This is a genomic window from Natronorubrum aibiense (assembly GCF_009392895.1).
GTDB lineage: Archaea > Halobacteriota > Halobacteria > Halobacteriales > Natrialbaceae > Natronorubrum > Natronorubrum aibiense.
Genome location: NZ_CP045488.1, coordinates 807,114 through 825,218, shown reverse-complemented (window position 1 = coordinate 825,218; position 18,105 = coordinate 807,114). Strand labels below are relative to the sequence as shown.

17 protein-coding genes and 2 pseudogenes are annotated in these 18,105 nt (G+C 59.0%); 6 read left to right on the top strand and 13 right to left on the bottom strand.

Annotation, left to right across the window (positions count from 1 at the left end):
• Window positions 1-51: 51 nt before the first annotated feature.
• The 3 genes from GCU68_RS04170 to GCU68_RS04160 all read right to left on the bottom strand — a co-directional run bounded on the left by GCU68_RS04170 (window position 52) and on the right by GCU68_RS04160 (window position 3,172).
• Window positions 52-1,089: an LLM class flavin-dependent oxidoreductase gene (locus tag GCU68_RS04170; protein WP_152939254.1), complete on the bottom strand. Its 1,038-nt coding sequence runs from the start codon at window positions 1,087-1,089 to the stop codon at window positions 52-54.
• The gene (locus GCU68_RS04165) at window positions 1,086-2,324 is read right to left on the bottom strand and encodes a Zn-dependent hydrolase (RefSeq protein WP_152939253.1); all 1,239 of its coding nucleotides are present in this window, start codon (window positions 2,322-2,324) and stop codon (window positions 1,086-1,088) included. Before GCU68_RS04165 ends, GCU68_RS04170 begins: the two co-directional genes overlap by 4 nt.
• A gap of 80 nt (window positions 2,325-2,404) precedes the next feature.
• Window positions 2,405-3,172 (bottom strand): IclR family transcriptional regulator, encoded by a 768-nt coding sequence (locus GCU68_RS04160; RefSeq protein WP_152939251.1) that lies wholly within the window; start codon window positions 3,170-3,172, stop codon window positions 2,405-2,407.
• A 247-nt stretch (window positions 3,173-3,419) separates the two neighbouring features.
• Here GCU68_RS04160 and GCU68_RS04155 point away from each other — a divergent pair, with 247 nt between their 5' ends.
• Window positions 3,420-4,049, top strand: a complete 630-nt coding sequence (locus tag GCU68_RS04155) for an isochorismatase family protein (protein WP_152939249.1) — start codon at window positions 3,420-3,422, stop codon at window positions 4,047-4,049.
• 8 nt (window positions 4,050-4,057) lie between these two features.
• On the opposite strand, the gene GCU68_RS04150 is transcribed toward GCU68_RS04155, so the two are convergent.
• On the bottom strand, window positions 4,058-4,810 hold the full coding sequence (locus GCU68_RS04150; RefSeq protein WP_152939247.1) for an SDR family NAD(P)-dependent oxidoreductase: 753 nt from the start codon (window positions 4,808-4,810) through the stop codon (window positions 4,058-4,060).
• 139 nt (window positions 4,811-4,949) lie between these two features.
• Between GCU68_RS04150 and GCU68_RS04145 the strand changes: the two genes are divergently transcribed.
• Window positions 4,950-6,365 (top strand): dihydroorotase, encoded by a 1,416-nt coding sequence (locus tag GCU68_RS04145; RefSeq protein ID WP_227014923.1) that lies wholly within the window; start codon window positions 4,950-4,952, stop codon window positions 6,363-6,365.
• 156 nt (window positions 6,366-6,521) lie between these two features.
• On the opposite strand, the gene GCU68_RS04140 is transcribed toward GCU68_RS04145, so the two are convergent.
• The 3 genes and pseudogenes from GCU68_RS04140 to GCU68_RS04130 form a co-directional block, all read right to left on the bottom strand.
• Complete coding sequence (locus GCU68_RS04140) at window positions 6,522-6,920, bottom strand: hypothetical protein (protein ID WP_152939245.1); 399 nt, start codon at window positions 6,918-6,920, stop codon at window positions 6,522-6,524.
• An 80-nt stretch (window positions 6,921-7,000) separates the two neighbouring features.
• A complete protein-coding gene (gene sufB, locus GCU68_RS04135; RefSeq protein WP_152939243.1) occupies window positions 7,001-8,431 on the bottom strand; it encodes a Fe-S cluster assembly protein SufB in 1,431 nt (476 codons plus the stop codon).
• A 252-nt stretch (window positions 8,432-8,683) separates the two neighbouring features.
• Window positions 8,684-9,249, bottom strand: a pseudogene (locus GCU68_RS04130) (IS6 family transposase).
• A 167-nt stretch (window positions 9,250-9,416) separates the two neighbouring features.
• Between GCU68_RS04130 and tsaA the strand changes: the two are divergent.
• Entirely contained in the window at window positions 9,417-9,848 is a 432-nt protein-coding gene (tsaA, locus tag GCU68_RS04125; protein WP_152939241.1) for a tRNA (N6-threonylcarbamoyladenosine(37)-N6)-methyltransferase TrmO, read from the top strand.
• An 8-nt stretch (window positions 9,849-9,856) separates the two neighbouring features.
• Here tsaA and GCU68_RS04120 read toward each other — a convergent pair whose 3' ends face one another.
• Window positions 9,857-10,888, bottom strand: coding sequence for an SLAC1 family transporter (locus tag GCU68_RS04120; RefSeq protein ID WP_264373474.1), 1,032 nt, complete (start codon window positions 10,886-10,888; stop codon window positions 9,857-9,859).
• Between the two features lie 326 nt (window positions 10,889-11,214).
• Between GCU68_RS04120 and GCU68_RS04115 the strand changes: the two genes are divergently transcribed.
• Complete coding sequence (locus GCU68_RS04115; RefSeq protein WP_152939238.1) at window positions 11,215-11,607, top strand: OsmC family protein; 393 nt, start codon at window positions 11,215-11,217, stop codon at window positions 11,605-11,607.
• 26 nt (window positions 11,608-11,633) lie between these two features.
• Here GCU68_RS04115 and GCU68_RS04110 read toward each other — a convergent pair whose 3' ends face one another.
• Window positions 11,634-12,650 (bottom strand): sulfite exporter TauE/SafE family protein, encoded by a 1,017-nt coding sequence (locus tag GCU68_RS04110; RefSeq protein ID WP_152939236.1) that lies wholly within the window; start codon window positions 12,648-12,650, stop codon window positions 11,634-11,636.
• A 542-nt stretch (window positions 12,651-13,192) separates the two neighbouring features.
• Here GCU68_RS04110 and GCU68_RS04105 point away from each other — a divergent pair.
• Complete coding sequence (locus GCU68_RS04105) at window positions 13,193-13,522, top strand: bacteriophage holin (protein ID WP_227014921.1); 330 nt, start codon at window positions 13,193-13,195, stop codon at window positions 13,520-13,522.
• Between the two features lie 69 nt (window positions 13,523-13,591).
• Here GCU68_RS04105 and GCU68_RS04100 read toward each other — a convergent pair whose 3' ends face one another.
• The 3 genes from GCU68_RS04100 to GCU68_RS04090 form a co-directional block, all read right to left on the bottom strand.
• Window positions 13,592-14,245: a hypothetical protein gene (locus tag GCU68_RS04100; RefSeq protein ID WP_152939234.1), complete on the bottom strand. Its 654-nt coding sequence runs from the start codon at window positions 14,243-14,245 to the stop codon at window positions 13,592-13,594.
• A complete protein-coding gene (locus GCU68_RS04095) occupies window positions 14,242-14,841 on the bottom strand; it encodes a hypothetical protein (RefSeq protein ID WP_152939232.1) in 600 nt (199 codons plus the stop codon). The genes GCU68_RS04100 and GCU68_RS04095 overlap by 4 nt, the downstream gene beginning before the upstream one ends.
• 66 nt (window positions 14,842-14,907) lie before the next feature.
• Window positions 14,908-16,176, bottom strand: coding sequence for an amino acid ABC transporter substrate-binding protein (locus GCU68_RS04090; RefSeq protein ID WP_227014919.1), 1,269 nt, complete (start codon window positions 16,174-16,176; stop codon window positions 14,908-14,910).
• A gap of 195 nt (window positions 16,177-16,371) precedes the next feature.
• On the opposite strand from GCU68_RS04090, the pseudogene GCU68_RS04085 reads away from it, so the two are divergent.
• Window positions 16,372-17,091, top strand: a pseudogene (locus tag GCU68_RS04085) (RNA-guided endonuclease InsQ/TnpB family protein); the annotation flags it as partial.
• A 40-nt stretch (window positions 17,092-17,131) separates the two neighbouring features.
• Here GCU68_RS04085 and GCU68_RS04080 read toward each other — a convergent pair.
• Window positions 17,132-17,932 (bottom strand): ABC transporter permease, encoded by an 801-nt coding sequence (locus tag GCU68_RS04080; protein ID WP_152939229.1) that lies wholly within the window; start codon window positions 17,930-17,932, stop codon window positions 17,132-17,134.
• Window positions 17,933-18,105 lie beyond the last annotated feature (173 nt).

Below are 18,105 nucleotides of genomic sequence, written 5' to 3'. Positions count from 1 at the left end.
GGGGAGAGGGTTAAGTGCGCGATTCGAAGCGAGCCGTCGTGATCGCTCGAGCTACGCTGTTTTGAACTCGGCGAAGACGTCGATTACGTCCCGAACGTTCGGGCCGAGCGAGTACAGCGACGGTTCGGTACAGCCGGCGGTACAGTAGTCGGCGACCTTCTGGACGCAGTCCTCGGGCGTGCCAGCAGCGACGATGTTCGTGACGACCTCGTCGGGCACCAGTCGGCTGGCGCGCTCGATGTCCTCGGCCGAGGCGGGCCAGCCGCCGAGTTCCTCGCCGACCTGTTCGCCCACTTCGGGGTCGATTCCCGACGCTTTCGTGATGTGGGGCTGTTGTCCGATGTACTGGGTGACCAGCCCGCGGGCGTTGTCGATGGCGACGTCTGCGTCCTCGTCCATCGAGACCGCGATGAGCTGTGGCCGGTCGACGTCGTCGATCGTCCCGCCCTGTTTCTCGACGCCCTCGGTGAGCTTCTCCATCGCCCGCTCGTTGTGTGACGGCGGGATCAGGTAGTTCATGTAGACGCCGTCGATGGTGCCGTTGCCGACGAGTTCGCCGGCCATCTTGTTCATCGTCAGCCCGGTCGCCCCGATGTAGATCGGGACCGTTCGTGGCTCGGCGTTGGCTCGCACCAGATCGAGTTCGATGTCCTCGACCTGAATGTACTGCCCGTCGTAGGTGACGGTCTCGAGGTCGAGCAGTTTCTTGAGGACGGTACAGTACTCCCACATGTACCGAAGCGGATTCTGGCGGTCGATCCCTACCTTGCTCGCAAGCGGGTCCCACCACGCGCCGATGCCGAGCATCGCCCGACCGCCCGACAGTTCGTCGAGCGTCGAGAACGTCTGGGCCATCAGGGCGACGTTTCGCGTGTAGCAGTTGGTCACGCCCGGCCCAAACTTGACCGAGTCGGTCACCTGTGTGTAGGCCCCCATGATTGTCATGGCGTCGCGAACCAGTCGTGACTCACCTTGCCAGACCGAGTCGAATCCCTTGGACTCGGCGTACTTCGCGTCCTCAATCTCGTCGGAGACGTTCTCGCGTTCCCAGTTCCAGATGCCGAGGCGGTCGAACGTGGGGTCACTCATTGCGCACCTCCAGCGAGGTCGACCGCAGCGTTCGCAAGCGTCGATGCCGCTGCATAACAGTCGTCCCAGCTGGTGTACTCCGACTCGTTGTGGCTCTTGCCGTTCTCGCTCACCGCGAACACCATTCCCGTATCGCAGATGCTGTGCATATGTGTCGCGTCGTGTCCCGCGCCGCTGAAAATTTGCATGCTATCGTAGCCGAGTTCGTCCGCAGCCGTCTGGACCGCATCGACACACCCCTCGGCGAACTCGACTGCCGGGGCACGCATACGGTCTTCATACTCCCACTCGAGGCCCTCCCGCTCGGCGGCCCACTCAGCTTCCTCGAGGACGCGCCGACGAGCCTCGTCGATCACGTCGTCGGAGGGATCACGGAACCCCCATGTGAACGTGACTTCCTCGGGGATGATGTTGATCGAGTTCGGCTTGGCGTCGATGTACCCCGTGGTTCCGACGGTGCGCTCGCCGAGCGTGCTCGGAATACGCCGGATCTGGGTGATGACGTCGGCCGCAGCGACCAGCGCATCCTGTCGGTAATGCATCGGCGTCGGACCGGAGTGGTCGGCCTCGCCGTAGAACGTAATCGCCCCCCACGTGAAGCCGACGATTCCCGTGACGACGCCGACGTCTTTCCCGTTTTCCTCGAGGTAGGGCCCCTGCTCGACGTGGAGCTCGAGATACGCCTCGTACTCTTCGGGGGGCTCACAGGGCTCGTCGCCTTTGTAGCCGATGCGCTCGAGTTCGTCTTTGAACACGGTGCCGTCGACGTCGGTCTTCGCGTACTCTTCCTCGAGGTCGTGCGCGCCGGCCCAGACGCCGCTTCCCTGCATCGCCGGCTGGAACCGCGACCCCTCCTCGTTGGTCCAGTTGACGATCTCGATCGGGTGTTCGGTCTCGATCTCGTTGTCGTTGAGCGTCCGGATCAGCTCCAGAGCAGCGATCACACCGAGTGCACCGTCGTATATGCCGCCGTAGGGCTGGGAATCGAGATGGGAGCCGACCAACACTGGCTTTGCGTCGGGATCAGTGCCCGCACGGCGTCCAAACATGTTTCCGAACTCGTCGACCCGGACCGAGAGGTCGGCCGCAGTCATCTGCTCCATGAACCAGTCGCGGATTTCCTTGTCGTCGTCGGAGAGCGTGAGTCTGTGTAAGCCACCGTCGGCGGTCCCACCAATTTCGGCCTGCTCTTTCATCGTCGATACGAAGCGCTCTCGCTGTAACGCAATGGGCATACAGCTACCTCTCGGGAATCGTAGATAAGCCTTTGTGTGTGAACAACACGCATGTTCATTAACGAACGTAAACGTCGCCGCTACGAAAACGTGATATCGAGCTCGAGTTCGTTGACCGTACCCAGCAGCATCGACGGCACTTCATCGGTGAACCACTCACCCTGCATCCGATACGTCGGCCCGGAGAGACTGATTGCACCGAGGACCGCCCCCGACTGTTCGAGTACCGGCACGCCGACAGCGGTCAACCCCTTCGTGTACTCCTCCTCGTTGAATACGTAATTCTGTTCCCGCGCAATCTGCAGTTCCGCCCGCAGTTCGTCGACGTCCGTGACCGTATACTCGGTGAACCGCTCGAGTTCGAGTTCTGCGAGCAGCGCCTCCATGTACGGAACGGGAAGTGCGCTGAGGATCGCCTTCCCCGCGGCAGTCGCGTGTAAGGGAACGCGTTCGCCGATGTCCGAGTTGGTTTTCACGCCGTACTCGCCCGTTTCGCGGTGAATGTAGACCCCCTTCCCGTGTTCTTCGATGATGAACTGGGCGCGCTCGCCGGTCCGTTCGGCCAGTCGGCTCACCTTTTCGTACGTGAGTCGATACGCCTCCTTTCGCCACCGAGCGTGCTCGCCGAGTCGAAGGAACTGGAGACTGAGGTAGTACTCGTTGCCCTCTTTGACGACGTACTCGTGCTGGTACATCGTCGAGAGATGGTCGTGGACGGTGCTCTTTGGCATGTCGAGTCGGGTCGCAACCTCGGTCACGCGTGCGCCGTTGAGTTCGTCCAGAATGCGGATGATCTCGAACAGCCGATCAACCGACTTTACCGACGAGCCAGGGGCGACGTTTGCCATGTTATGTGATACAATACCACTCCAGCTAAATCACCGTTTCGCTGTGTTAAACGGTAGTATTGGGGATTTCCTTATATAATTGGAACAGAAGATGCAGCAACCAGTACGGACCGAACTGGACGATCTACTGATTTCCGAATACCACGACGACGCGAAGCTTTTTGCCGCCTTCAAGCGACGTCGTGGTATCCATTCGCGAACCGACGTGCGACTCGTTCGCGATGGACCACTCTACAGGCGGTTCACCATGCCAGCAGACACACCGGACGTTTACGACCGTGCAGGACTGGACAACGAAATCGGCTACGGAGACACGCCCGCACTGATCGTCGTCGATCTGCAACAGGGCTTCACCGATCCCTCGTGCTCGCTTGGCGGCGATCTCACAGCCGTCGTCGAACGAACGAATGCACTCCTCGAGGCCGCCCACGACACCGACTGTCCCGTCGTGGCAACCCGCATTATCACTACCCACCCGGAGGCAGCTGATCTCGGGATGTGGGTCAAAAAGATCCCGACGCTCGAGGTGCTGTCCGTGGACTCGGAGTGGGTCAAATTCGACGACCGACTCGAGCTTCAAGCCGACGACCACCGGCTGGACAAACGACAGGCGAGCTCGTTCCACGAGACGGAACTCCACTCGATGCTATCTGCGTGGGGCGTCGATACGCTCGTCGTCGCCGGCTGTACGACCAGCGGCTGTGTCCGTGCCACAGCCGTCGACGGCTGTGCCCACGGCTTTCGCGTGATCGTCCCCGAGGGGAGCGTCGGTGACCGACTCGAGGAGCCACATGCGGCGAACCTCTTCGATATCCACGCGAAGTACGGCGACGTCAAACCGGTCGAGGAGGTGTGTGAGTATCTACGCGACACCTGAAACCCGAGCTAATGCATTGCATCCCCGCCGTCAGGGCTGAGCGTCTGTCCCGTATAATAGCTGCTCTCCTCGGAGGCGAGGAAGACGACAGTCGGAACGATATCCTCGACCTCGCCGAGTCGATCCATCGGGAGCTGTGCCGCTTTCGCCTCGCGCCATTCCTCGCTGATGTCGTCCAACAGCTCGGTCTGAACTGGCCCCGGCGCGACGGCGTTGACCCGGACCGTCGGCGACACCTCGCGGGCGAGCGCTCGCGTCATCGCGATCACGCCACCTTTGGCAGCCGAGTAGTGGACTAACTCCTCACCGCCGAGGATGCCCAGCTGTGAGGCCACGTTGATGATCGAGCCGCCGCCCGACTCGAGCATCTTTGGAAGGGCGAAACGGGTCGGGAGGAACGTCCCGCGAAGGTCCACCGCGATCGTTTCGTCCCACATCTCGACGGGCATCTCCGCGAGCGGTGACTGAGTAAGGATCCCCGCGTTGTTGACGAGGACGTCGATTGTCCCGAACGCGTCGTCGAACGCATCGAGCATTGACTCAACGTCGGCTGCGTCGCTGACGTCGGCTTCGAACGCGCGTGCGGTTCCTCCACTGGCTTCGATCGTCTCGACGACGTCATCGGCGTGTGCTGTGTCTTCCTGTGGGGGATAGTTGACGCCAACGGTCGCTCCCTCGGTGGCCAACCCCTCGGCGATTCCGCGCCCGATACCCTTGCTCGCTCCTGTTACTAACGCCTGCGTGCCGTCTAGTCGAACCATGTACACCAATACCACACTCATGGTATAACTGTTCACGTCGGTTGAGTGCCGCTTCGCTGTCACACCACCGATACGCCGGTACTGTCTGTAGAGTTGTATTTTCCTGTAGAGTTAAGCCCTCGCTCGCTCTGTGTGTGGTATGGTAGAAGCTACCAGTAGAGTCGTTAACGCACGTGTCGTCACACCATCCGGAACGATCCACGGCGGAATGGCCGCCAAAGACGGGAAAATCGTCGCCATCGGATCGGATAGTTCGCTGCCCGAAGCCGACGAGACGATCGACGCGGATGGGAATTACCTCATTCCGGGCATCATCTGTCCACACAACCACATGGGTATCTCTCGGTACGAACACGACTATCACACCCAGTACGAACTCGATATGGAAACTGAGACGAAAGCCTGTCTCGCCGGCGGCGTGACGTCGTTCTTCACGTTCCTCCTTCAGGAGGAGCCGTACGTCCCCGACATGGATTTTTTCGTCGAGACGGGTGAACAACAGTCCTACATCGACTTCGGTTTCCACGCGATCGTCCATCAGGACCACCACGTCGACGAGATCGACGCTCTCGCCGAGGAAGGGGTCCGATCGTTTAAACTGTTTTTCAACATGTACAAGACGTCGGCTCCGGAGTTGGGAATCGGCCACTCCGACGCCGGTCGCGTCTACACAGTCTTGAAAAAGACGGCCGAGATGGAGAACGCGGTCGTCATGTTCCACGCCGAAAACGACGACCTCGGGCCGGTGAAAATCGATGAAATCAAGGGGGAGGGTCGGGACGACCTGAGCGCGTGGGCCGACGCTTCACCGGGGATCAGTCAGGCGATGCAGATCGAACAGATCGGTATGCTCACCGAACACACCGGCGCGACGACGTACGTCGTCCACAACAGCATGGAAGAAACCGTCGACGCACTCGGACGGTACAACGAACGTGGCGTCAGCATCCACGGCGAAACCTTGCCGAGTTTCCTCGCCAACCACTGCGAAGACGAGGACGTCGGCCTCTGGGGAAAGATTTCGCCCCCGATCGGGTACAAAAGGGATCAGGAGGCGCTCTGGAAGGCCCTCCGAAACGGCACGTTCGACCACGTCGGCACCGACCACTGCCCGTACCAACTCGAGTTCAAAGGCCCCCGCGACGGCAGCGTCTGGGAAGCACCGCCGGGTGATCAGGGCCTCCAGACGTTCCTTCCGCTCATGCTTAGCGAAGGTGTGAACAAAAACCGGATCTCGATGGAGCGGATGGTCGAAGTCTGCTCGACGAACAACGCGAAACGGTTCGGTATCTATCCGCGGAAAGGTGCACTCGTCGAAGGCGCAGACGCCGATGCCGTGATCGTCGACCTGAAAAAGGAGTTTACCGTCGACGAGGACTTCCTCTACGGGCTGGACAACCGCTGGTGTTCGGCGTTCGGCCGCGAACTGACCGGCGCACCGACACACACGATCAAAGGCGGTGAACTCGTCGTCGAACACAACGACGTCCTCACGGAAGGCGGGATCGGCTCGTACCTGCCACGCTATGAAGACGGCGTTGCCTCTGCAGAGTGAGAGTTTCCCGGCGGTAGACAGCGAGTCCTTCCGCTGCGAATGAGCGACGCGAGTGAACGAAGAAGAGGGACAGCATCCCGAGAGTAATACTCTCGTGCCGCCTACCAGAAACCCACCCGTTCCTCGAGCAGTCAGTTCCTGATTGGTGGTTACCGATCAGTCTCGAGCCGACGAGCGCGGCGGGAAGGAATCCACCGGTGATTCGACGGACAATCCGGTCTCCTCAAGCTTCGTCTCGATCAGCGATGGTATCTGGACCGCGGTGCGGACGAAGCGCGGATCGACGGGTGCATCGTCGATGCGGAGTTCGACCAGTTTTGCCATGCCGTTGCGGGCGGCGATACCGAACTCGAACAGTCGACCATGCTCGTCTACGGCGCTGATTCGAAGCTTTGAGAGTCCGTTTGCACTTTTCCACGTCGATTGATCGAAGATCGCCAGAGAACCCGCCGGTGGAACCAACGACGAGCGACACGCTGGACAGCGCGCAGGATGCGGGTCATCGCCGATGTAGCCGTGCCCGCACTCGAAACATCGCAACATCCGTATGCTCACGGGCAATCACCTCTGAACGCACCGTTTTGGGTCCGAACGACGATCGATTGCTGGCGAGAGTGGTTCATTGGCTCGACAGGTTATCCGAGGCTTCCTTCCATCTCGAGTTCGATCAGCCGGTTCAACTCGACGGCGTACTCGATCGGCAACTCCTCGGTGATCGGTTTGATGAAACCGGCGACGATCATCTTTTTGGCGTCGTCGTCGTCCAGTCCACGCGACTGGAGGTAGAAGATGTCCTCATCGCCGATCTTGCCGACGGTCGCCTCGTGAGCGACGTCGACTTTCGACTCCTCGATCTCCATGTACGGCATCGTGTCGGAGGTGGACTCGTTGTCGAACATCAACGCGTCACACTCCACTGCAGTCGAGGAGTTCTCGGCACCGTCGGCGATGTGAACGAGGCCGCGGTAGTTGGTGCGGCCGCCATCTTTACTGATGGATTTCGACTCGACTGTCGACTTCGTGTTTGGCGCGTTGTGGTAGACCTTCGCACCAGTGTCGATGTTCTGGCCTTCGCCGGCGAAGGCGATCGTGATGTGGGTGTCCGTCGCACCAGGTTCCTTTAGAATTGTCGAGGGATAGAGCATGGTCGCTTTCGAACCCATCGAACCCGAGATCCATTCCATCGTAGCGTCCCGTTCGGCGATGGCACGTTTCGTGTTGAGGTTGTAGGTGTTTTTCGACCAGTTCTGGACCGTCGAGTACTGGACGTGAGCTCCCTCTTTGACGAACACCTCGACACCTCCCGAATGGAGATTGAATGCCGAATACTTCGGGGCGGAACAGCCCTCAATGTAGTGAACCTCACTGCCGGGTTCGGCGATGATCAGTGTGTGCTCGAACTGGCCCATCCCTTCGGAGTTCATCCGGAAATACGCCTGGACAGGCATCTCGACGGTGACGTCTTCGGGAACGTAGACGAACGAGCCACCGGACCAGATAGCGCCGTGGAGCGCGGCGAACTTGTTATCACTTGGAGGCACACACGTCGTCATGAAGTACTCTTTGACGATCTCAGGATGCTCCTGGACCGCCCGGTCCATGTTCATGAAGATGACGCCTTTCTCCTCCCACTGCTCCTGCATGTTCTGGTAGACGACTTCCGATTCGTACTGGGCGCCGACGCCGGAGAGGGCGTTCTTCTCGGCTTCCGGAATGCCCAGTTTGTCGAAGGTATCTTTGATTTCGTCTGGCAGTTCCGTCCAGTCGTCGACGCCTTCACGCGTGTCGACATCTGGACGGATGTAGGGGACAATCTCTTCGATGTCCAGTTCGGAGAGGTCCGGCTGGCCGGGCCAGTCTGTCGGCATCGGCATGTTCTGGTACTGCTTGAGCGCACGCAGGCGGCGCTCGAGCATCCACTCCGGCTCGTCTTTATCTTCGGAAATGAGACGAATCGTCTCCTCGGTCAGGCCCTTATCGGTTTTGAACGCGGCCGTCTCTTCCTTTTTGAAGTCGAACCGTTCCTCGGTGTCCGTTTCGCGGAGGTGATCTTGATCGGAACTCATCACCACAGCCTACGTTTCAGTAAAGAAAAGGCTATTGTATAAAAATTCACCAGTTAACCTATTTCAGTTTCTCTAACCGCACAAATATTCTGACGTAAACCAAACAAGGTTTCGTGAATGGGGCGTACTGTGCCGGGAGTTCCCGCAAAGCGCGTTCATTAACGTCCGCGAATCTGATCAGGTGGCAGGTGTGGCCTGACACCACCGGAAGTTCTTCGTGCGGCGATTCCACCGTATTCGAATCATTTAATTTCATGTGACCGCGACTGAGTTAAGCCACTGATCAGTAGTTGTTGCTTGTGCGTTCCGAAAGTAGTTTGAGAATGAAGAAGTCCGATATTTTATCTCTTTCAATATATGTTCAATACTGTTCCGATTGGCATGCGTTCGTATCTGAGATTGAAGTTGTATCGGTGACCAGCGTCATTCAGTTATTTGTCGTAATCAATGAAAAACATGGCATCTTCGACTGTATGTTTCTCGTGTGGTTCGGTAAAGAACGCGCTAGCGATAGCCTTCATTCTGGTCGACTCGAGCCGTGTATGCAGGTTTCTATTCGAGTCAGGATCGACTGCTACGCACAGCCAACACTGCTTGTTATTAAGTCAGACCACGATCTTATCAATCGCGACGTGATCCGGGTTCTGACTAGATTTTGGCTGTAGATCAGTTTCGTGAATCCGGTTATGAACCGTGGACTGAGCCTACTCAACGCCGAATATATCGAGAACTCGAACAGTATCTGAAGGCGAGAGCCCAGCAGGGTAGAGCTGAATGCCGAACTTCATTACCAAGTGCGGTGTTGCTTTTCGCTCCACACGCCTGTGTTGAAATTGTCAGAGAGTGATAGGTTCAGTAACTCCTGCAGCAAGTACGGCAACCCCCGGCAAAACCCGTTGATGCCAAAAGGCTGCCGTCCGACAACCAGCGGTATTGGGTCCAAGATGGCCACATATACGAGTCTAGTTGCTACCAAAGCATACCGATGGAGATCAGCTACACACCAATCGGACGCGTTCGATCGCCATACGACACCCCCGAAGACGTCATCCACGATGAGGTCTCCGAAACGGGCGGTGAAGTCGTCCTCGAGGAGGAGTACGAGGCCGGTCTCGAGGGGATCGATGGGTTCTCTCACATTGTTGTCTTCGCCCATCTCGACGAAATCAACGAATCCCAACTGACTGCGCGGCCGCCACACGTCGACGACCTCGAGGTCGGCGTGTTCGCAACGCGGAGCCCACACCGGCCGACGCCGCTCGCCCAGACTGTCGTCGAGTTGCTCGAGCGCGACGGGACGACACTTCGTGTCCGCGGCCTCGACCTCGTCGACGGGACGCCGATACTCGACGTGAAACCGTACGTCCCGTTGGTCGACGAGGAAGACGTCTCAGTCGGATGGTTCGAGGATCGCTAAGAATTTCGTTAATCAGCGGTGAACGCACGTCCACGAGCCACGAGTCGCCAGGTTTGGCCCGCTGTAATCGTCCAGACAACCAAGAGCAGCGCCGTCACACCGATCAGAACGAAGCCGAAGGCCGCAACGTCGAGAAGATTGGCGAGCACGTCAGTCGAGACGGCGAACGCACCGATCGGGAAGGTGTAGGCCCACCACGTAAAGAAAAACGGGTGTGTCCGGCGTGTAATATAGTAGGCAACGAGCGCACCCGTCAGAACGAACCACCAGGCCGAAAAGCCCCACAGCAACAGCGCGAGCAGCTTCAACAGCGGCTCGAGCGGTGCGAGCGAAATGTCAACGCCGACGCCAGCTTGCAACGCGTACGTGAGACGGGCGATATCGATGACGAGCACGGATGTCGGAGCGAGCCCGATGGCGAACGTCGGGGCGAGTTTCTCGTGTGGGAGCGTCGCGTAGGCGTACCGATACAAAACGATCGAGCCGAAAAACAGGAACATGAACGTCCCGACGCCGAGTGCGATCACCGACACGACGAAAATGATCTGCCCTGTGAGCGTGCCGGCGTAGTAGTCGCTAACGAGCAAGAAACCGAGGAGCGGGATCACGAGGTGGGACACAGGCGGGATGTACCACGCGAAGACGCCGTCGTCAGGACCAATCCGGTCGTTGGTGAACATGAGCGTCACGAGCAACAGCCCGAAGCCGAAGATCCCCACGCTTCCAACGACGAAAAACAGCGTGAGGAGAGACTGTAGCGTCGCATCGGAGAGAAGATGGCCCATCGTCTGGTCGATACCGACGCCGAGGACGAGCAGCGTGATCGGCATCGTCGGGAAGAATTGGCTTCGGACCGGATGGATCAGGTCGGTCCGCACCCGATCTGGGTAGTAGCCGATCCGCAACAGCCATGGAACGAGGAACGCGACCGTCGCAACCAGCGTCAGACTGACGAAAGCTGTGGCGAGCATCGCGACGGACTCGAGGTGACTTCGTGTCGCGACCAGCGACAAGGCGATACCGAGTACACCAGTGCCCATTGTCGAGCCGAACCACTGTGGCCCGAAGAACTCGATCGTGGTTGCGACACGCGAGTGCACACCTGTTGTGGCCTGTTCAGTTTCGCCCATAGTATTGTTCGATATAGTAGTAACTACTCAGCGTAGTATTTGAACGTGCCGACTGGACACTATCATCACAGTTCTAATAATCTAGAACGTATTCACCGCTACAGTCACATAGAACGACGATTAGTTGCTGATTCGTGCCTGAAATAGTGTCGAGTCTTAATCGTATCCACGCCGTATTTATACTCGAGCGAGTCACAAGCCATTTCATGATATGGTGTGAATTACACAATACAGAAATGGACGATATTGCCCTGACGACGACCAGCGAGGACGGATACGAAACGCAAAGCGACGTCGGCGACTTCACACTCGAGATCGACCCGATGGAACAGACGGGACCGAACCCGAACGCGGTGCTCGTCGCCGACTACGCGTCGTGTTTCCTCCCTGCCGTCCGCCTCGGTGCACGGAAAGCCGGCTACGACGACCTCGGTCGAATGACGATCGACGCGGAGGCAACGCTGGACGACGAAGACCACCTCGAGGCGATCGAATTCGTGCTCTCCATCGAAGCGGACGTTGAGGAGCCCGACGAGCTAATCGCACGCGGCGAAGAGCTCTGTCACGTTCACGCAGCGCTTCGTGAGGGGCTCCACGCCGACATTACCGTCGAGACTGACGCGTTCTAGCGTTCGTTCGGAAACGGAGAACGACGTCACACGTCCACCCCGAAAAGCAGTCCGATGAGGCCGATACCGAACGCGTAGATCGGAATGAGATAGCGCCAAACCGAATTCGGAACGACTCGAACCGCGTAGGGGCCAACGATCGCCGCGAGAAAGCCACCAGCGAAAATAGAAGGCAACAGCTGGAGGTCGACCGGGACGCCGTACGAAAAGAGGATAAAGAACGTGGCGATCCCGGTGATCGAGACTATTCCCTCCGCGAGCGTCGTGATCGCAACGGCGCTTTTTTCGTACACGCCGGAGAGGATCTGTCCCAGCGTGACGACGGGGCCGTAGCCGCCGCCACCGATACCCTTGTTCACCCCGGCCAGCAGCGCGAACGCGGCGAGCCGTCGTGGTCGGTATTCGATTCTCGTCCGCAGTCTCGCGCGCAGCAGTCCCACGACCCCCATTGTCAACACGAGGAACGAAACGTACGACTCGATGATCACGTCGGAGAGTTCGAGCGTGAAATACGTGAGCACGACCGAGCCGAGGACGGCGACGGAACCGATCCCGACGAGCAAGAACAGCAGTTTCGTCTCGTCATTGAGCGGCCGGAGCGAAAACGTGACGTTGTCGATGTCGTGATGGACGGCGCCGGCAACGAGGCCCATGAGCGTCTGGGACAGCAACAACACGGGGACGATTTGCAGCGGCTCGTAGCCGAGGACGAACAACAGCGGAGCCAGTCCCGTTCCGAACCCCATCCCAGCCGCCGAATCCGCCGTCTGGAAGGCGAACGCAAGTACTACGACGACCGGCACGAGCGAGAGTCGTCGCGGTCCGCTGTCAAATGTGAGTGCCAACCCGCCCACTAGCACGACATATAGTACTCCGAGCAGTGCAAAACGCCGAAGCACCGGTCTCGGCAACCGCATCCGTTCGAGTGCCGTCTGCTTGCGATCCAGTGCTTCCGCTTCGATACCGATCTGGCGAGGTGGCGCTTCGGGCGGGATCTGCGTGGCCTTTGGTCCCGTATCCGGTTCGTCTACTGGTTGGTCCACGGCTCCGAATGTCGTGTTGACAGTATTTTCAGATGCGTTCGTGCCGTGATCTGGAGGACAGTGCCGTCACCGTTTGCGTCGGGACGGCCTGCAAGACTACTACCCGAGTCGTCGCGTGAGAGGCCACGTTGCATGGTGTCGTTACAACAGCATTTGTTGACCGCCCTGATAAACAGTATAGGACTACGCAGGTTTCCAGCCGAGATATACGAAATGCTCTCGTCAAAATCCTCAAATGGTGATAGATCTCAGCGGTCGTGCTGAATACGCAGCGTGAATGTAGTACGGATTCTTTCTCGATACCTGATAGGGTAGCTCGGTCAGTACGGATTGACATCCTCCACACGACTGAAGTCGTGGGCTTTCTCCTCGGTGAACGATGACGATACCTCCCCGGAGGTGGGTTACAAAACATCGAGCCGCACCGTCAGACTGGCAGTAATTAATCCGACAATATCGTCATAGTATTATATAGGGGGTTGCCGTGCGTCAGTGTGAGCCGATTGTGACTGTCCCGCTATCACGGCTCGAGAGGTGTTCGTATGAGTAACTGGATCAAAACCAAAGCGAAAGGATCGGATTCCGAGACGATGCAAGAACCGCCCCGAACCACGATTTCAGAGCCATCTCGACTGGAACCAAATGCGTTCGGGTTGGCGTGTGGAATATTCTGGGCTGGCGCAGTGGCGGCAATCGGTCTCACTGCTCGGGTGGGATGGGGAAAACGGTGGGAACAGCTACTCGCAGACATGTACCGCGGCTTCAATGAGAGCCGGTCCGGGCTCATCATCGGTGCCGGCTGGGCGTTTATGGACGGATTTACCAGTGGATATCTCCTCGCTTCGTTGTACAATCGCATCCTGCGGGATTAACGATCGGAATCCGCGTACCGTTTCGTTTTCCAGCGCACACAGAAGGAACGGTTTGAGTCGTCAGGATGCTTAAGTGCCAAATAGGTCGGCTAGCTGGTTCGAAACGTCCGTGAGGTAGGCGGTTCCGAGAACGGAGACGAGCAGGGCACCGAGCAGGTCGTACGTGAGATCGAGAACGGTGTCTTCGAGACCGTACTGCGTGAGAATTCCGGGTATACCGAGGAGTTGCGCTGCGATGGTGACGTAGAACTCGTAGAGCTCCCAGATGACACCGAACGCCATCATGAAGATGAGAAGGTACACGAACAGAAATTTCGGCGGAAAATTGACGGCGTCGGTGTGTATGTCCAGTGCTCGAGCGGTCGCGTAACCGACGCCTGCCACGAGCGAGGAAGAGAACGCGTGGGTCAGGTGGTCCCACCACCAGACGGCTTGGTACGGCGTCAGAAAGCCGAGCCCGGGCAACGGTACTGTCCCGAGCGCGTGGAGGACCATCGGGACCGTGATCCAGAGGACGAGTCCGACGTTCATCGTGAACCCGTAACGGCGCCTGAAGAGGGCGGGGAGTTGTGAGACGAGAAGACCGAGAGACGCATTGACCACTATACCCAAACTCCCAAACCAAAATCCAGTCACGAGAATTGCGATCATGAGAAGTTGGAGTAGGCGGACGAGTAGGGCATCCCGTTTGCCGATGGGTCTCAACCGCTCGCGGATCGTCACGTCGGTTCCACCTCTCGTGAGGGAGACTGTTCGCGTCGGAGTCGCCACCGGAAGTACAGCCAGAAGGAGAGGCCCGAAACGAGTCCCGCGACGAGCGCGACACTGAAGACCAGCATGAGTTCATCGTTCGTCTTGACGAACGTGCCGCCGAGATAGGCCGCACTGAACGCCGAGCCGACCGACCAGAATCCGGCGACGGCGAGCGTGGTGAGACAGACGAAGAACACGGCGAAGGCGGGCGTCATCCGAATCATCGTCGTGAGTTGGAGCGTGCTGACGACGAGCATGCTGAGCACCGCGACGCCGACACCGATGAAAAACTGGCCGAGGAACGCTGGCTGGAGTGGTCCGAGGACGAGCGGAAGCGACGCGACGGCGAGGAGTGGCCACGGAAGCGTGTGCGACCACGAACGGGCAACCAGCGGTGGCACGACCGCGGTCACCGTCGCGATAGCTGCGAACGCGGCCCCGAGAACGTAGCCGACGAAGAGGTTCGCAACGACTGTGATCGTGAGGAGTGCGACGAGTATCCACGTAATCACGGCATTGTTCCGCGTGTCAATGGCGAACCACGCCTCGGGTAGTGCCTGACTCATACTTGTCTCATACCTATCGACGACCGTCAGATGGTCCCATCCGTCGAGGTCGAGCCCCGGAACAACTCATCGTGCGTCCCAGTTCGGCATTGGATAGATGGAGTTGGCTTCACTGACCTGTTCCGGCCACACGAGCTGTCTGCCCGCCTCTGGCTGCCACTGATAGACGACCATGTCTCTCAGGATGGCGCCGTCCTCGTCGAATTGGACGGGGCCGTAAAGGCTGTCGAACTGGACACCACGGATGGCGTTGCGCACGGTTCCCGGCGTCAGCTCGTCGACGGCCGTGAACGCGCGCTGGAACGTCTGGACGACGGCGCTGGCGGCCGCACTGTGGTAGTCGGGTTCGTACCCGTACTCGTTCTCGATGGCCGAAATAAACTCGCTCGTCGATCCAAAGACGTCGTCCGCGGAGTCGACAGTGGTCGCCCACGGCGACGGGCCGTACCAGTAGTCGCCGTTCTCCCCGGTCTGTTCTCTGAACGAGTCAGTGAGGTTGGTGCCCGGCGCCCACGCCATATCGACGTCAACGTTCTCGCTCGCTAATTGTTCGGCCGCGATCACCGCATCTTCTTGATAGCCGTTCAGAAGGAGGACATCCGCGTCGGCATCCTCAACGAGCGCGAGGGACGTCGATAGGTCGGTCGTCTCAGCAGTGATCGTCTCGTCGACGACGACGTTGATTCCCGCCGACTGCAAGATTCCGCGCGCTCCCTCCGCAGTGTCTTGGTTGAACGGATCCGCTTTGGCCAAGATCGCCGCCGAGGATGGTGGATCTGGCTGTGCCATCGTCATCTCGATGCTCGTGGTGGCGTACGTGTCGGCTGCCGGTAACAGGCTGACAATCCACTCGTTGTCGCGCTCGAAGATCTGGCTGCTGGCGCCGCCACCCGCGACCATCGGCCGCTCGGCGTTCGCCGCAACGTCACTGGTCGACAGTGTAATCGCACTCGAGTACGGCCCTACCAGATAGTCGATCCCCGCCTGATCGACGAGGTTCTGGTAGATGACTTCGCTCCTCGAGGGGTCGCTCTCGTCGTCTCGCAGGACTAGCTCTAGCTCGTAGGGGATACCGTCGCCAGCTTCGACGCCGCCAGCGTCGTTAATACGGCCGACGGTCAGTTCGTATGCGTCCGCGTACAGCCGTCCGATATCGGAGCGGTCACCGGAGAGACTCATCGAGCCGCCGAGCGTGATCGTGTCCGTCGACGGCTCGTCACCTCCATCGTCTTCGTCGCTGCTATCGCTCGCTTCGGAAGCGGTGGCGGTTACCGTCGACTCGCCACCCAGACAGCCCGCTAGGCCGGCGACGCCCGCTCCCCCAACCGCTTTCAAAAACCGTCGGCGATTCGTGTTACTTCGCTCCCGTCTACTCGCGTGTGACCTTCGCGACATCCTCCATCTCAACTCCCTCCAAGGCTCCTAAAGTAGCTTTCCGGTGGTCAGGGAGAGTGTCATCGCCCTGAATCAGTACACAGGAAAGTATCGTCTCAAGGAGTAAGAACCCCGACAAAGCCAACGAGGAGAACAGTCGACAGAGAGCCACCGCAAAAGCCCAACTCACTGAAGAACGTCGTCGGCATCGACGTGGGCATCCTGAAGTATGCACACGACACCGACGAACACGCGATTGAATCGGTTGACCTCTCGGACGAACGCGACCAACTCGAGCGTGAGCAACGAAAACTCTCGCGCAAAAAGCACGGATCGAACAACTACGAGAAGCAACGCCGTCGGGTTGCCGAGTGCCACGCCGACCTGAAGAATAAGCGCCGAGATTTCTTGCACAAACTCTCGAACTTCTACGCTCGAGAGTACGATCTCGTCGCGGTCGAAGACCTTGACGCGAAAGGTCTCGTCGAACTTGACGGGAACTCTCGGAACCGTGCCGGAGCAGCGTGGGGAACGTTCCTCAGAATGCTCGAGTACAAGTGCGAGCGCGAGGGAACGCACTTCGTCGCCGTCGATCCGGCTGGAACGACCAAAGAGTGTGCGGCGTGCGGTGTCTCGACCGACAAACCGCTGTGGGTCCGGGAACACTCCTGTCCCTCCTGTGGCTTCACGGCAGACCGGGACTGGAACGCGGCATGGAACATTCTTTCTCGCGGTATCAAGCAGGTAGGAGCGGGACGCTCCGAATCAATGCCTGTGGAGACTGTGCTCCCTACAGGAACCACTTCGGTTCCTGCAAAGCGCGTCATGGAAGCAGGAAGCCCCACCCTCAAGGAGCGAGCGCAAGCGAGCGAGTAGGGTGGGGTAGTTCACCGTGTACCGCTCGAGAATATCCGGACTAGCCGGAGAGGTCACGGCGCTCGAAGAACTCGCTGCAGATGACGAGAAGGACGACGACAGCGATCAGGAGCACCGAAAGATCCGTCCACGCGATGTCGCCGTCGACGAGAATCGCACCGGGATCGAAATACCGCGAGAACGCAACGTCCCCGAGGTAGTCGTAGTCGGTATCGAACGTGAACGTATCGAGCAAGAACAAACCGAAGACAGCACCAGCACCGACGGTCTGTGCCCGACGGACGGAGTCGAACGCGACGGAAGCGAGCAGCCCGATTCCAGCACAGGCCAGCAAGTACGCGATCGAGTAGGCGTGGACCGCAAACAGATCCGCGACATCGATCGATTCGCCGACGGCTTCGACGCCGATCAAAACCGCAACGAACGTGATCGCGTTGACGAGAACGACGCCGGGAACGAGCGACAGAAACTTGCCAACGACGAATCGAGTGCGGGAGATCGGCAACGTCAGGGTCATGTCGATCGTCCCGCGTTCGACCTCTCCGGCGATCGTCGACGCGGCAGCGTACGCGTAGTAGATCGCGAGCAACAACACCCAGCCGAACTGGTACAGTTGCGAGACGAGATAACCCTCGATCGTCGTCAGCGTGGTCACGTTGCCGACGAACGCACGTGCCGCTTCGGGCGGGAGCGACTCGAGGTAGGCGTCGAGGTCGGCACCGGTCTCCTGAATCGATGGGAACAGCGCAATCGTGAGGACGATCAAGGCGATCAACGCACCGGACAGTAACAGCGAGCCACGGAGTCGGCGACCGGCCTCGAACGACGTAATATCGAGCATGGACCTCAGAGGATGTATCGGCTAACGAGAGCCCGCACCTTGTATATTAGCGCACGAGACGAACGCGGTCGGTATCGGACGTCGAACCGCATCTCTGACCGCCCACAGGGCTGCCGGCGTGCGATACTCGAGACAAAAAGCGGATGTAACGATCACTTACGTTGATACGAATC

Excerpts from the sequence above, each read along its gene's own strand:
- GCU68_RS04170 (WP_152939254.1), bottom strand. The coding sequence starts at position 1,089 with ATGAGTGACCCCACGTTCGACCGCCTCGGCATCTGGAACTGGGAACGC.
- GCU68_RS04165 (WP_152939253.1), bottom strand. The coding sequence starts at position 2,324 with ATGCCCATTGCGTTACAGCGAGAGCGCTTCGTATCGACGATGAAAGAG.
- GCU68_RS04160 (WP_152939251.1), bottom strand. The coding sequence starts at position 3,172 with ATGGCAAACGTCGCCCCTGGCTCGTCGGTAAAGTCGGTTGATCGGCTG.
- GCU68_RS04155 (WP_152939249.1), top strand. The coding sequence starts at position 3,420 with ATGCCAGCAGACACACCGGACGTTTACGACCGTGCAGGACTGGACAAC.
- GCU68_RS04150 (WP_152939247.1), bottom strand. The coding sequence starts at position 4,810 with ATGGTTCGACTAGACGGCACGCAGGCGTTAGTAACAGGAGCGAGCAAG.
- GCU68_RS04145 (WP_227014923.1), top strand. The coding sequence starts at position 4,950 with ATGGTAGAAGCTACCAGTAGAGTCGTTAACGCACGTGTCGTCACACCA.
- sufB (WP_152939243.1), bottom strand. The coding sequence starts at position 8,431 with ATGAGTTCCGATCAAGATCACCTCCGCGAAACGGACACCGAGGAACGG.
- tsaA (WP_152939241.1), top strand. The coding sequence starts at position 9,417 with ATGGAGATCAGCTACACACCAATCGGACGCGTTCGATCGCCATACGAC.
- GCU68_RS04120 (WP_264373474.1), bottom strand. The coding sequence starts at position 10,888 with ATGGGCACTGGTGTACTCGGTATCGCCTTGTCGCTGGTCGCGACACGA.
- GCU68_RS04115 (WP_152939238.1), top strand. The coding sequence starts at position 11,215 with ATGGACGATATTGCCCTGACGACGACCAGCGAGGACGGATACGAAACG.
- GCU68_RS04105 (WP_227014921.1), top strand. The coding sequence starts at position 13,193 with ATGAGTAACTGGATCAAAACCAAAGCGAAAGGATCGGATTCCGAGACG.
- GCU68_RS04095 (WP_152939232.1), bottom strand. The coding sequence starts at position 14,841 with ATGAGTCAGGCACTACCCGAGGCGTGGTTCGCCATTGACACGCGGAAC.
- GCU68_RS04080 (WP_152939229.1), bottom strand. The coding sequence starts at position 17,932 with ATGCTCGATATTACGTCGTTCGAGGCCGGTCGCCGACTCCGTGGCTCG.